Below are 12825 nucleotides of genomic sequence, written 5' to 3'. Positions count from 1 at the left end.
ACCCCCGCCCAACGCATAACCCGTAATGGCAGCGACCACCGGCTTCGGGATACGGGCCACCGCCGTGAACGACTCCTGCAACGCCCGCGACCGTATGACCATCCCCGCATGGTCCATCCGCTGCATCTCCTTGATGTCCGCACCCGCAGCGAACACCTTCTCCCCGCCATAGACGACCACCGCACGGACATCCTCGCGACGGCTCGCCTCCTCGGCGAGTGCGCGGAGGCCGTCCTGTGTCTCCGTGTCCAGGGCGTTCATCGGTGGCCGGTCGAGGCGGATCGTTCCGACGCCCTCGGCGACCTCGAAGTGAAGTGTCATCGCCGGCCTCAGCTGTCGTAGTCGACGGCGAGAGCGTCGGACACAGGGAAGGTCTGGCAGGTGAGGACGTAGCCGGCGTCGACCTCGGCGGGTTCGAGGGCGTAGTTGCGCCGCATGTCCGCAGTGCCGTCGGTGACCAGCGCGCGGCAGGTGCCGCAGACGCCTCCCTTGCAGGCGAAGGGCAGGTCGGGGCGGGTCTTCTGGGCGCCGTCGAGGATCGAAATGTCCTTGTGCAGGGGCGAGTTGGTGGTGCGGCCGTCGAGCGTGATGCTCACCTGGCTGACGGGGCCGTCGTAGGCCTTGTCGATGTGTTCGTTGGTCCGGACGGGCTCGTCGTCGGCGTAGAACAGTTCCTGGTGGACGCGTTCGACGGGGACGCCGAGGCCGGTGAGGACCTGTTGAGCGTCGCGGACCATGCCGTGCGGGCCGCACAGCCACCAGTGGTCGGCGGTGTCCACGTCGACGAGGGCGTCGACGAGCGCGCTGAGCCGGTCGGCGTCGAGGCGGCCGGAGAGGATCTCCGCCTCGCGCGGTTCGCGGGACAGGATGTGCGCGAGCTGGAAACGGCCGGGGTACAGGTCCTTCAGGTCGGCCAGGTCGTCGGCGAACATCACGGTGTCGCTGCGCCGGTTGCCGTAGAAGAGCGTGACACGGGAGCGGGTGTCGGCGGCGAGGACGGATTCCGCGATGGAGAGCATCGGGGTGATTCCGGAGCCGGCGGCGATCAGGACGTGGTGGCCGGGGCTGGTCAGGTCGGGGGTGAAGGCGCCGGTGGGGGCCATCACCTCGACGGTGTCACCGGGGCGTACGTCGTCGACCAGCCAGGAGGAGAACAGGCCGCCGGGGACGACCCGTACGCCGATGCGCGGGCGCGCTCCCGCCGGGGAGCAGATCGAGTACGAGCGGCGCTCGTCGCGGCCCTCGACCTCGCGGCGGAGGGTGAGCGACTGGCCAGGCCGGTAGGCGAACTCCTCGGCGAGTTGCTCGGGGATGTCGAAGCTGATGGCGGCGGCGTCCTCGCACAGCGACTCGACGGCGGCGACCCGCAGCGCGTGAAAGGCCGGGCGCCGGCGCGCCGGGCGGGCGGGGGTGGCGGGGGCCGGGGCGGTCACTGGTCCACCGTCCTTTCCACGAGCGGGAGTTGAGGACTCGCCGTGAGCAGGCGTTGGGGGCTCGCCATCAGATCTCCTTGACGTACTCGAACGGCTCGCGGCAGGCGCGGCATCGCCACAGGGCTTTGCAGGAGGTCGCGGCGAAGTGCGAGGTCTCCTCGGTGTCGTCCGCTCCGCAGCGGGGGCAGGGCACCGTGCGGCGGGTCGGCGACAGCGTGAGCTTGACCGGACCGCGGGGGGCGGCACCGGGCGGGGCGATGCCGTGCTCGGCGAGGCTGCGGCGGCCCTCGGGGGTGATCCAGTCGGTGGTCCACGGCGGGTCGAGGACCGTACGGATCTCCACGCGTGCGAACCCGGCGTCCCGCAGCCGCGCGGCCACCTTGGCGCGCATCTCGGCCATGGCGGGGCAGCCGGAGTAGGTGGGCGTCAGGCTCGCGACGACGCTGCCGTCCGCGTCGATCTCGACCCCGCGCAACACCCCGAGGTCGGCGAGGGTGAGCATGGGCATCTCGGGATCCGGAACCTGTGCGGCGATGTTCCAGGCGCGCCGCGAGTCGATCAGGGTGGTCACCATGTCGCCTCCGGGTGGGCGCGGGCCACGCTCTGGAGTTCGGCCAGCAGCGGGGCGAGGTGTTCGGTGTGGTCGCCGTCGCGGCCGTGTCCGGGGACCTGTGTCGCCTCGGGGAGCACGAGCCCGGCCGCGTCGGTGACCTGGCGGAGTACGGCCAGGACCTCGGTCCTCAACTCGCCGTCGCCCGCGAAGAGTTCCTTCACGTACGGGGCGATCGCGGTCAGCGCGTCCCGCATCCGGCGCTGCGATTCCTCCGTGCCGTCGCCCAGCCGGACGGCCCACTCGGCCGCGTACTGGCGGTGGTACGCCAGCTCCTTGACGCCCTTGGCGGCGATGGCGGCGAGCACCGGGTCCGAGGTCGTGCCGGCGAGCCGCTCGAAGAGGGCGAGCCGCCAGGAGGACAGCACCAGCAGCCGGGTGATGGAGAACGCGAAGTCTCCGTTGGGGAGTTCGGCCAGCCGTACGTTGCGGAAGGCGTCGGCGTCGCGGAAGTAGGCGTAGGCGTCCTCATCGCGTCCCGTGCCGTCCACCTGGCCGGCGCGCGCGTAGAGGAGGCGGGTCTGGCCGAGGAGGTCGAGCCCGATGTTGGCCAGGGCTACCTCCTCCTCCAACTCGGGGGCAGCTGTGCACCATTGGGCCAGCCGCTGCGCGCTCACGAGGGCGTCGTCGCCAAGTGCCAGGCAGAACGCGGCCAGTTGAGCGGAGTCCGTCCCCTCCGGCACGGTCTGGTCGACACCGTGCAGCGGGTCCTCGAAGCCGGTGCCGAAGGCCCAGCGGGCGTCGCTGTCGTCGTGTCCCTCGGCCAGGGACAGGTAGACGTGGTCGTCACTCATTCCCTGCTCCTAGATGTGGGGGACGTCGTCGGGGATGTCGTAGAACGTGGGGTGGCGGTAGACCTTGTCGGCGCTCGGCGCGAAGAACGGGTCCTTCTCGTCGCGGGTCGAGGCGGCGATGTGCTCCGAGCGCACGACCCAGATGGACACTCCCTCGTTGCGCCGCGTGTAGAGGTCGCGGGCGTGGGTGAGCGCCATGGCGTCGTCGGCGGCGTGCAGCGAGCCGACGTGGACGTGGTTCAGGCCGCGCTTCCCGCGGACGAACACCTCGTACAGGGGCCAGTCCTGCGTCATGCCGCCGCTCCTTCGGTTTTCTGCGTACGGGCGGTCTTCTGTGTACGGGCGGCCTGCTTGGCCGCGTGGGCGGTGGCCGCCTCCCGCACCCAGGCGCCCTCCTCGTGGGCGGCCCGACGGCGGGAGACCCGCTCGGTGTTGCACGGTCCGTCGCCGCTGATCACGCGCTGCAACTCGGACCAGTCCGGGGTACCGAAATCGTGGTGCCCGCGCTCCTCGTTCCAGCTCAACTCCGGGTCGGGCAGGGTGACTCCGAGCTTCTCCGCCTGCGGCACCGTCATGTCGACGAAGCGCTGACGCAGTTCGTCGTTGCTGTGCCGCTTGATCTTCCAGGCCATGGAGCGCGCCGAGTTGGGCGAGTCGTCGTCGGGCGGGCCGAACATCATGAGCGACGGCCACCACCAACGGTCCACGGCGTCCTGGACCATCGCCCGCTGGCCGTCCGTGCCACGCATCATCGTGAGCAGCAACTCGTAACCCTGGCGCTGGTGGAAGGACTCCTCCTTGCACACCCGCACCATGGCCCGCGCGTACGGCCCGTACGAACAGCGGCACAGCGGCACCTGGTTGCAGATCGCCGCGCCGTCCACGAACCAGCCGATCACGCCGACGTCGGCGAAGGTCGGCGTCGGGTAGTTGAAGATCGACGAGTACTTCTGCCGGCCCTCGATCAGCGCGCCGGTCAGCTCCGCGCGGTCCGCGCCCAGGGTCTCGGCGGCCGAATAGAGATACAGTCCGTGTCCGGCCTCGTCCTGCACCTTCGCGAAGAGGATCGCCTTGCGGCGCAGGGAGGGCGCGCGGGTGATCCAGTCGCCCTCCGGCTGCATCCCGATGATCTCCGAGTGCGCGTGCTGCGCGATCTGCCGGATCAGGGTCTTGCGATAGCCGTCGGGCATCCAGTCGCGGGGCTCGATCCGCTGGTCCTTCGCGATCGTGGCGTCGAACTGCTCCGACAGCCGCGCTTCGTCCCAGCCGGCGGCTGACGCCTCCGTGCCTGTGCTGGTCATCGACACACCAACTTCCCTACCGACCATTCGTTCGGTACCTAGTCTGATGGGTTTCCCCCGGCGAGGCAAGACCTGCCGGGTGAATGGCTGGTCACCGGCCCTCGAACGACAGCTCGGCCCGCGCCAGAAACGCCTCTACGGCCGCCCGGTGGTCCCGCGTAGCACCCAGCCGTTCCTGCGCCGCCGCCTCCCGCTCCAGCACGGCGGCGAGGCTCGCACCGGGCGCGTCCCGCAGCAGCGCCTTGACTTCCGCGTAGGCGGCGGTGGGCCCGGCGGCCAGGCGCTTCGCAAGGGCCAGCCCCTCCGCCATAGCAGCGCCGTCCGGTACGACCCGGTGCACCATGCCCCACCGCTCCGCCTCCTCCGCACCGAACCGATCCCCGAGCAGCATCAGCGCCGCGGCCCGCGACGGACCGACCGCCTGCGCCAGCGCACCGCTCAGTCCGCTGTCGGCGACCAGCCCGATCCCGGCGAACGCGGTCGCGAACCGTGCCCCCTCGGCCGCGACCCGCACATCCGCGCAGAGCGCCAGCCCGAGCCCGGCCCCGACACACGCGCCCTCGACGGCGACGACCACCGGCTGGGTCAGCGCGTGCAGCGCCTCCACGAGGGGGTTGTACTCGTCCCGTACACAGGCGAAGGCAACCGCAGGCCCGTTCTCCAGCGCGCGGGCGTGCTCCTTGAGGTCCTGTCCCACGCAGAAGTGCCTGCCCTGCGCGGTGAGCAGGACGGCACGGACCGCGTCCCCGTCATCGCCCACCTGGCGTACGGCGGCCAACAGCCCACTCCGCAGGGCGACATCGAGCGCGGGCCTGCGCAACTCGATGGTGGCGACACCGGCGTCCAGGCGGTAGCAGACGCCGTCCGGGGATGCGCTCACTTCCACTCGTAGAACCCCTGTCCCGTCTTTCGGCCCAGCTCACCGCGTGCGACCTTGTTGCGCAACAGCTGTGGCGGGGCGAAGCGCTCGCCGAGGGTGGAGTGCAGGTACTCGGCGATGGCCAGGCGTACGTCGAGGCCGACCAGGTCGGTGAGGCGCAGCGGGCCCATGGGGTGCTTGTAGCCGAGGCTCATCGCGTCGTCGATCGCCTCCGGCGCGGCGACGCCCTCCTCGACCATGCGGATCGCCTCCAGGCCGAGCGCCAGTCCGAGGCGGCTGCTGGCGAAGCCGGGCGAGTCCTTGACGGTGACGTCCTTCTTGCCGAGGGCGTGCGTCCAGTCGAGGGCGGCGCTGACGGCGGCGGGCTCGGTGTGCGGGGCTACGACGATCTCGACCAGCGCGGAGGCGGGCACCGGGTTGAAGAAGTGCATGCCGAGGAAACGGCCGGGCCGGGTGAGCACGGCGGCGAGTTCGGTGACCGAGAGGGAGCTGGTATTGGTGGCCAGCACGGTCGTCGCGCCCACCGCCTGCTCGGCAGCCGCGAGCACGCGGGCTTTGAGCCCGGCGTCCTCGGGGACGGCCTCGACGACGAGGTCCGCGTCAGCGGGGAGTCCGTCGACCGAGTCGGCCATGGTGACGCGGGCGAGGACCTGCTCGGCGGGTTCGCTGAGCAGGCCGCGCTCGGCGGCCCGCTTGAGCCCGGTGGCGACGCGATCCAGCGCGGCCGCAGTGGCTGCCTCGCCGCTCTCCACGACGGTCACGGACGAACCGGCGGCCGCGAAGGACTGCGCGATACCGGCGCCCATCCGGCCACCGCCGATCACACCGACAACTGCGGGGGCGGAGTGGGGTGTTGGGCTCATGTTCGGCTGCTCCTCTTCTCCAAGCCCCTCTTGTTCAAGAAGCGCGTCATACGGTCCCTCTTGTCCTGCCCCTCGAAGAGCACGGCCTGCGCGAGGTCGTCGGCGATCGGGTGAGCGCCAGGTGAGTCGACGACGAGCTTGGTGAGCCGGAGCGCCGTAGCCGACGAACGGGCCATGCGGTCGAGCAGCGCGTGCGCCTCGTCCAGCAGCTTCTCCGCCGGTACGACGTCGATGACCAGCCCGGCTGCCAGGGCAGCGGGCGCGTCGAGGTTCCGTCCGGCGAGCAGCACCTGCTTCGCGATGGACTCGCCGACCAGCTCGGGCAGCCGCCAGCAGGCACCGGCCGCGGCGAGGATGCCGAGCCCGGGTTCCGGGTTGCCGAAGACGGCGTCCGGTCCGGCGATACGGAGGTCGCAGGCGTACGACAGCTCGGCTCCGCCGCCCAGCGCCCAGCCGTCCACCGCGGCGAGGGTCGGCATCGGCAGCCGGCGTACGCGCTCGAAGAGGCGGCTGTTGATGCCCTGGAGAGCCTCGTCCCGGCCGCGTGCCAGCAGCTCCGCGATGTCGGCGCCGCCCGCGAAGACCCCGCCGTGTCCGGTGAGCAGGAGCAGCTTGGGGCGCTGCTCCAACTGGTCGCAGACGGCGTGCAGTTCGCGGATCATCAGGCCGCTGATGGCGTTGCGGGCCTCGGGGCGGTGCAGGGTGACGATGACCCGGTCCTCGCGCTCCTCGACGAGGAGGGTCTCGTAGGTGCCGGCGCTCATACCCGCTCCACGAGCATCGCCACGCCCTGCCCGACCCCGACGCACAGCGTAGCCAGACCCCGGCTGCCGTTCTCGCGCTCCAGCCTGCCCAGCAGCGTGAGGAGGATGCGGGCGCCGGAGCACCCGAGAGGATGGCCGAGGGCGATCGCTCCGCCGTCGGCGTTGACCTTCTCCTCGTCCAGCTTGAGGCGGCGCGTGACCGCGAGGGCCTGGGCGGCGAAGGCCTCGTTCAGTTCTACGGCGTCCAGGTCACCGGTCTGCCAACCCGCGCGGGCGAGGGCCTTCTCGGTCGCGGGGACCGGGCCGAGCCCCATGATGTGCGGCTGCACCCCGGCCGAGGCCGACGTGACGATCCGCGCCCTCGGGGTGAGTCCGTGGCGTCGGACGGCCGCGCCGCTCGCGACCACCAGGGCGGCGGCGCCGTCGGACAGCGGCGAGGAGGAGCCGGCGGTCACGATGCCGCCGTCGCGGAAGATGGTGCGCAGGGAGCCGAGCTTCTCCAGCGTGGTGCCGGGGCGCGGGCCCTCGTCGCGGGTCACCTCGCCGTCCTTGACCGCGACCGGCACGATCTCCCGGTCGAAGTGGCCCAACTCCTGGGCGGCGACGGCCCGTTGATGGCTGCGCAGCGCGAACGCGTCGGATTCGGCGCGGGTGATGCCGTCGAGCGCGGCGACCTCCTCGGCCGTCTCCCCCATCGAGAGGGTCTGCTGGGCGGCGAAGCGCGGATTGGTGAAGCGCCAGCCGAGCGAGGTGTCGTGCACCTCTCCCGGCTTGGCCCACGGGGTGCCTGGCTTGGCCATCACCCAGGGCGCGCGGGTCATGGACTCCACCCCGCCCGCGACGACGAGGTCCGCCTCCCCGGAGCGAATGGCCTGGGCGGCCGAGGCGACGGCGGTCAGTCCTGAGGCGCACAGCCGGTTGACGGTGTAGCCCGGCACGGTGTGCGGCAGCCCGGCCAGCAGGACGGCCATGCGGGCCACGTCGCGGTTGTCCTCGCCGGCCTGGTTGGCGGCGCCGAGGATCACCTCGTCCACCTCCTCGGCCGGGATTCCGGCGCGGCGCACCGCCTCGCCGACGACCAGCGCCGCGAGGTCGTCGGGCCGTACGGAAGCGAGGGCGCCGCCGTAGCGGCCCTGCGGGGTGCGGGCCCCGTCGATCAGATAGACCTCGTCGGAGGACAGCTCAGGCATCGGGGGTCTCCTCGACGGGGGCGGACCGGCGTGACTGCAGGGTCGCGAAGCGGCCCTGCGTCCCGGGGTCACGACTCGCGGTCGCGGCGACCGCCTGTTCCAGCAGAGCGCGATGGCGGGCGAAGAAGTCGGGCAGCTCGGAGCTGGTCTGGGGCATGCGTTCCACCTCTTGACAGGCAGTGGTGTTGCTGGATTACTTGGCCGTGACGCACGCTAACCGAATGTTCGGTCGGTCCACAAGGTGGTGGAAAATGACGCAGGCCGCTGACACGGCCTCCGGTCCGACGGCGAGGATGTTCGCCGCGGACGAGGCGTCCCGGGCTCTCGGGATAGAGCTCGTCGAGCACGGCGAAGGGACCGCCGTGCTCCGCATGACCGTGACCCCGGCCATGGTCAACGGACACAAGACCGCTCACGGCGGCTATCTGTTCCTGTTCGCGGACTCCGCCTTCGCCTGTGCCTGCAACAGCCACGGCCCGGTGACCGTGGCCGCCGCGGCCGACATCGACTTCGTCGCCCCGGCGTACGAGGGCGACGTCCTGGTGGCGACGGCGACGGAGCGCACCCGGTTCGGCCGCAGCGGCATCTACGACGTGAGCGTGCTGCGCGGCGACCAGGTGATCGCGGAGTTCCGCGGCCGCAGCCGCATGATCAACAGCGCGAAGACGAAGGAGTCTCCATGAGCAGCGACCTGACAGCCCCGGCGGCCCCACCGGCTTCGCCGCCCGTGAGTCCGCGACTCGGGGAACCGCTCCCCGACGGGTTGCTGGACGCCGCCGAACGTCTGAGCCGCGAGGAGCTGCGCGAGCACCAACTCGGCCTGCTCCAGGCCACGTTGAGGCACGCCTACGACAACGTGGAGCTGTACCGCAGGAAGTTCGACGAGGCCGGCGTCAAACCCGACGACTGCCGCACCCTCGACGATCTGGCCCGGTTCCCCTTCACCACCAAGGCCGACCTGCGGGACACGTACCCCTTCGGCATGTTCGCCGTCCCCATGGACCAGGTCCGCCGCGTCCACGCCTCCAGCGGCACCACCGGCCGCCCCACGGTCGTCGGCTACACGGAGAACGACCTCTCCATGTGGGCAGACGTGGTGGCCCGCTCGATCCGCGCGGCCGGCGGCCGCCCCGGCCACAAGATCCATGTGTCGTACGGCTATGGGTTGTTCACCGGTGGTCTGGGCGCGCACTACGGCGCCGAGCGCGCGGGCTGCACCGTGATCCCCGCGTCCGGCGGCATGACCGCCCGCCAGGTGCAGATCATCCAGGACTTCAAGCCCGAGATCATCATGGTCACCCCGTCGTACATGCTCACCCTCCTCGACGAGTTCGAGCGCCAGGGCGTCGACCCGCGCACCAGCTCCCTCAAGGTGGGCATCTTCGGCGCCGAGCCGTGGACGGAGGAGATGCGCCGCGAGATCGAGGAGCGCATGGACATCCACGCCGTGGACATCTACGGCCTGTCGGAGGTCATCGGCCCGGGTGTCGCGCAGGAGTGCGTGGAGACCAAGGACGGCCTGCACGTGTGGGAGGACCACTTCTACCCGGAGATCGTCGACCCGATCTCCGACGAGGTGCTGTCCGACGGCGACAGCGGCGAGCTGGTCTTCACCTCCCTCACCAAGGAGGCCCTGCCGATCATCCGCTACCGCACCCGCGACCTGACCCGGCTCCTCCCCGGCACGGCCCGCCCGGCCTTCCGGCGCATCGAGAAGATCACCGGCCGTTGCGACGACATGATCATCCTGCGCGGGGTGAACGTCTTCCCCAGCCAGATCGAGGAGATCCTGCTGCGCATCCCCGCCGTCGCCCCGCACTTCACGATCCAGCTCAGCCGCCGCGGCCGCATGGACCACATGACGGTCCGCGCCGAGGCCCGCCCCGGTGCCACTCCCGAGCAGCGGGACGCCGCCGCGGCGGTGATCGGCAAGGGCGTCAAGGACGGCGTGGGCGTGACCGTGGCGGTGGAGATCGTCGATCCGGAGACCCTGGAGCGCTCGGTGGGCAAGATCCGCCGGGTGAAGGATCTGCGGGAGCAGTGACATCCGAGGCCGTTCCGCGCGGCCCGGTCGCCGGCCTTGTCACAATGGGCCAGTGACCAGGACACCTGTGCAGAGCCCGGCCGGCCGCCGCGGCCGTCCCGCCTACGACCGCGACTCCCTGCTGGAGGTCGCCGTCGTGGTCTTCAACGAACGCGGCTACGACGGCACCGGCATGGAGGAACTGGCCAGGCGCCTGGGCCTCAGCAAGTCGAGCATCTACCACCATGTGTCCGGCAAGGAGGAGCTCCTCGAACTCGCGGTCAACCGCGCGCTGGACGCGCTGTTCGCCGTGCTGGACGAGGAGGCCGGGGACCAGGACGGGGACAGCGGAGCCCCGGACACGACCGCGACCGCCACTGCCCGGATGAAGCGCATCATCCACCGCAGCGTCGAGGTGCTGGCCGCCGAACTGCCGTACGTCACCTTGCTGTTGCGTCTGCACGGCAACAGCGAGGTGGAACAGAGGGCATTGGCCCGGCGCCGTGAGTTCGACCACCGGGTGGCCGAGTTGATGACCCGGGCGGCGGCCGAGGGCGGCATACGGGCGGACATCGACCCGCACCTCGCCGGCCGCCTGCTGTTCGGCACCGTCAACTCCCTCGTGGAGTGGTACCGCCCGGACCGCGACCTGACCGTGGAGACGCTGGCCGACGCCCTGACGACCATCCTCTTCGACGGCCTGCACGGACGTACTGCGAGTTGACGGGACCGAAGGCCCCAACTCCCCTCCCCCACAAGCCACATGAACCACCGCGAGTACGATGATCGGAAGCTTGCCCCGCCCTTCTCGCCCGCCCTTCTCGCCCACCCTTCTCACCTGCCGCGATGGAGTTGCCATGACGACCGACCCCAAGCCGTCACCGCAGATCGACACCGGCAAGGCACACCCAGCGCGGGTCTACGACTGGCTGCTGGGCGGCAAGGACAACTACCCGGTCGACGAGGCCGTGGGAGAGAAGCTGCCGCCCGAGGCGAAGGACGCGGCACGCCAGAACCGCGAGTTCATGCACCGCGCGGCGACCTGGCTCGCCGGGCAGGGCATCGACCAGTTCCTGGACATCGGCACGGGCATCCCGACCGCGCCCAACCTGCACCAGATCGTCCAGCGGACCGTGCCGACGGCGAAGGTCGTCTACACCGACTACGACCCGATCGTCCTGCGTCACGCCGAGGCGCTGCTGATCAGTCACCCCGACGGGGTCACGGACTACATCCAGGCCGACGTGCGCGAGCCGGAGCTCATCGTCGAACACGCCCGCCACGTCCTGGACTTCACCCGCCCGATCGCCCTCTCGCTGATCGCGCTGATGCACTTCATCCCGGACGAGCAGGACGCCCACGGCATCGTCCGCAACCTCGTCGCGACCCTGCCGTCCGGCAGCTACCTGGTCCTGTCCCACGCCGCGTCCGACCTGTACCCCGAACTCGCCGCCCAGGTCACCGCGGAGTACGCCAAGGGCGGCATCAAGCTCGGCTTCCGGACCCGCCCGGAGGTGGCCCGCTTCTTCGACGACCTCGAACTGGTGCCGCCCGGCCTGGTGACGGCGACGGAGTGGAATCCGCCGACGTCGGGGGAGGCTCCGGAGGGCAGCGGGATCTACGCGGCGGTGGCGCGGGTCCGCTAGCGACGGCCCGTGTCCTGGGCGTCGACCGGAGGCTGGTCCGGCCACGCGAACGCGTAGCGCGGATCGCCTCCTCGGCCGAGCCGTACGAAGCGCAGGAGCTCGCGGACGATGCCCGCGTTGCCCATCGCCCAGCCCGTGAACGGTTCGAGGTCGCTCGGGGTGGCCCGGTGTTCCACATTGGACCAGCGGGCGCCGTCGCTGTCCCGGATCGCACGGGCGGCCAGGTCCGCGACGAGGACGTGGGCGAAGTCGTACGGGTCCTGCTGCTCCTGCGGTTCCTTCTGTTCGGCGATCCGGTCGCAGGCCAGGGCGAGGACGCCCGCGGTGCCGCAGCAGCGGCCGTTGTTGTCCCAGAAGCGGGGGCGCAGCCGCTGGGGCAGGCCGGAGTGGGTGACCGTGTGCCAGCAGCGGTCGGCGAGGGCGGACCAGGCGGGGTCGGCCGTGATGTCCCGCAGGAGCCGGAAGACCTGGGCGTCACCGGCCGGACCGTGGCACCAGCCGTAGCTGATGGGCTCGATCACGTCGGGGCGGTACGGCGGGGTGGAGTGCCGGACCAGGAAGCCTTCGGGCCCCGCCTCGTCGCGCGACACGACGTCCGCGGCACCGGCCAGCGCGAGTTCGACCAGGTCCTCGCGACCTGTGGCTTCGCCGACCCGGGCGAGCCCCAGGACGATGCCGAGTGTGCCGTGGGAGATGTGGTGCAGACGGGCTTCGATGCCCGGGCGGTGGGGCCAGTGGACGCCCGCCGGAGTGTGCTCCGCCGTCCGCAGGTACGGCTCCGTGGCGAGGACGGCCAGTTCGGAGTCGCCGGCCAGGAGTGCGCCGAGGCCGATCCCCGCGTTGCCGCCCATCAGCTCGAACAGCTCGCCCCAGCGGGTCCCGTCGAAGCGTGACCGGACGAAGTGCAGCGCGCGGTCGGCGGCGGCACCGGAGGCCGCGTCGCCGAGTTCTTCGTGCAGGGTCCGCAGGACGAGGGCCACTCCGGTGCGGCCGAAGTAGAGGGAGTCGTCGTCGATGCCGTCGACGGCATCGGCGAGACTGAGGCCCGCCCTCAGGGCCGCGTCGGCGTAGGAGTCGTCGCCGAAGTGCCGCCACGCTTCCAGGAGTACGGGGACGTTCCCGGCCGTACCGCTGTAGAGGGACGGGTTCGGCTCGTCGTCCGAGGGCTTTCTCGACCAGGCGAGGCCTCCTCCGGAGGTCTCTCGCGCCGCCCCGATCAGCCAGCGCAGCCCGTCCACCGCGAGTTCCTCGACCTCGTCGACCGCCACGACCGTGGATTCTGGTGCCGTCATGCGCTCACTCTCGCATGATCTTCCGGACC

16 protein-coding genes are annotated in these 12825 nt (G+C 71.2%); 4 read left to right on the top strand and 12 right to left on the bottom strand.

Annotation, left to right across the window (positions count from 1 at the left end; translation table 11 throughout):
* The 11 genes from ACGFY9_RS47630 to ACGFY9_RS47580 all read right to left on the bottom strand — a co-directional run.
* Nucleotides 1–321: enoyl-CoA hydratase/isomerase family protein (locus ACGFY9_RS47630; protein ID WP_393765214.1), on the bottom strand; the 321-nt coding region annotated here is incomplete at its 3' end.
* Between the two features lie 8 nt (nucleotides 322–329).
* Nucleotides 330–1433 carry a 1,2-phenylacetyl-CoA epoxidase subunit PaaE gene (gene paaE, locus ACGFY9_RS47625; RefSeq protein WP_393765212.1) on the bottom strand — a complete coding sequence of 368 codons (1104 nt, stop codon included), beginning with the start codon at nucleotides 1431–1433 and terminating at the stop codon, nucleotides 330–332.
* 67 nt (nucleotides 1434–1500) lie between these two features.
* On the bottom strand, nucleotides 1501–2007 hold the full coding sequence (gene paaD / locus ACGFY9_RS47620) for a 1,2-phenylacetyl-CoA epoxidase subunit PaaD (RefSeq protein WP_393765210.1): 507 nt from the start codon (nucleotides 2005–2007) through the stop codon (nucleotides 1501–1503).
* Entirely contained in the window at nucleotides 2001–2837 is an 837-nt protein-coding gene (gene paaC, locus ACGFY9_RS47615) for a 1,2-phenylacetyl-CoA epoxidase subunit PaaC (RefSeq protein ID WP_393765208.1), read from the bottom strand. The genes paaD and paaC overlap by 7 nt, the downstream gene beginning before the upstream one ends.
* A gap of 9 nt (nucleotides 2838–2846) precedes the next feature.
* A complete protein-coding gene (paaB, locus tag ACGFY9_RS47610; RefSeq protein WP_019075091.1) occupies nucleotides 2847–3131 on the bottom strand; it encodes a 1,2-phenylacetyl-CoA epoxidase subunit PaaB in 285 nt (94 codons plus the stop codon).
* Nucleotides 3128–4138 carry a 1,2-phenylacetyl-CoA epoxidase subunit PaaA gene (paaA, locus tag ACGFY9_RS47605; RefSeq protein ID WP_393765206.1) on the bottom strand — a complete coding sequence of 337 codons (1011 nt, stop codon included), beginning with the start codon at nucleotides 4136–4138 and terminating at the stop codon, nucleotides 3128–3130. The genes paaB and paaA overlap by 4 nt, the downstream gene beginning before the upstream one ends.
* Nucleotides 4139–4229: 91 nt before the next feature.
* Entirely contained in the window at nucleotides 4230–5018 is a 789-nt protein-coding gene (locus ACGFY9_RS47600; RefSeq protein WP_393765204.1) for an enoyl-CoA hydratase/isomerase family protein, read from the bottom strand.
* Nucleotides 5015–5881 (bottom strand): 3-hydroxyacyl-CoA dehydrogenase family protein, encoded by an 867-nt coding sequence (locus ACGFY9_RS47595; protein ID WP_393765203.1) that lies wholly within the window; start codon nucleotides 5879–5881, stop codon nucleotides 5015–5017. Before ACGFY9_RS47595 ends, ACGFY9_RS47600 begins: the two co-directional genes overlap by 4 nt.
* Nucleotides 5878–6645, bottom strand: coding sequence for an enoyl-CoA hydratase/isomerase family protein (locus tag ACGFY9_RS47590; protein ID WP_393765201.1), 768 nt, complete (start codon nucleotides 6643–6645; stop codon nucleotides 5878–5880). Before ACGFY9_RS47590 ends, ACGFY9_RS47595 begins: the two co-directional genes overlap by 4 nt.
* On the bottom strand, nucleotides 6642–7835 hold the full coding sequence (locus tag ACGFY9_RS47585) for a thiolase family protein (protein ID WP_393765199.1): 1194 nt from the start codon (nucleotides 7833–7835) through the stop codon (nucleotides 6642–6644). The genes ACGFY9_RS47590 and ACGFY9_RS47585 overlap by 4 nt, the downstream gene beginning before the upstream one ends.
* Complete coding sequence (locus tag ACGFY9_RS47580; protein WP_393765197.1) at nucleotides 7828–7992, bottom strand: hypothetical protein; 165 nt, start codon at nucleotides 7990–7992, stop codon at nucleotides 7828–7830. The genes ACGFY9_RS47585 and ACGFY9_RS47580 overlap by 8 nt, the downstream gene beginning before the upstream one ends.
* Nucleotides 7993–8086: 94 nt before the next feature.
* On the opposite strand from ACGFY9_RS47580, the gene paaI reads away from it, so the two are divergent.
* The 4 genes from paaI to ACGFY9_RS47560 all read left to right on the top strand — a co-directional run bounded on the left by paaI (nucleotide 8087) and on the right by ACGFY9_RS47560 (nucleotide 11504).
* Entirely contained in the window at nucleotides 8087–8518 is a 432-nt protein-coding gene (gene paaI / locus ACGFY9_RS47575; protein ID WP_393765196.1) for a hydroxyphenylacetyl-CoA thioesterase PaaI, read from the top strand.
* A complete protein-coding gene (gene paaK, locus ACGFY9_RS47570) occupies nucleotides 8515–9879 on the top strand; it encodes a phenylacetate--CoA ligase PaaK (protein ID WP_393765194.1) in 1365 nt (454 codons plus the stop codon). Before paaI ends, paaK begins: the two co-directional genes overlap by 4 nt.
* Before the next feature lie 52 nt (nucleotides 9880–9931).
* Nucleotides 9932–10582 (top strand): TetR/AcrR family transcriptional regulator, encoded by a 651-nt coding sequence (locus tag ACGFY9_RS47565; RefSeq protein ID WP_393765192.1) that lies wholly within the window; start codon nucleotides 9932–9934, stop codon nucleotides 10580–10582.
* 133 nt (nucleotides 10583–10715) lie between these two features.
* The gene (locus ACGFY9_RS47560; RefSeq protein WP_393765190.1) at nucleotides 10716–11504 is read left to right on the top strand and encodes an SAM-dependent methyltransferase; all 789 of its coding nucleotides are present in this window, start codon (nucleotides 10716–10718) and stop codon (nucleotides 11502–11504) included.
* On the opposite strand, the gene ACGFY9_RS47555 is transcribed toward ACGFY9_RS47560, so the two are convergent.
* On the bottom strand, nucleotides 11501–12796 hold the full coding sequence (locus ACGFY9_RS47555) for a lanthionine synthetase LanC family protein (protein ID WP_393765188.1): 1296 nt from the start codon (nucleotides 12794–12796) through the stop codon (nucleotides 11501–11503). The genes ACGFY9_RS47560 and ACGFY9_RS47555 overlap by 4 nt on opposite strands.
* Between the last annotated feature and the right edge of the window lie 29 nt (nucleotides 12797–12825).

It is taken from the genome of Streptomyces sp. NPDC048504 (assembly GCF_043200035.1).
Taxonomy (GTDB): domain Bacteria; phylum Actinomycetota; class Actinomycetes; order Streptomycetales; family Streptomycetaceae; genus Streptomyces.
Note: the sequence above shows the minus strand (reverse complement) of the source record. Positions and strands in the feature narration are given on the sequence as shown.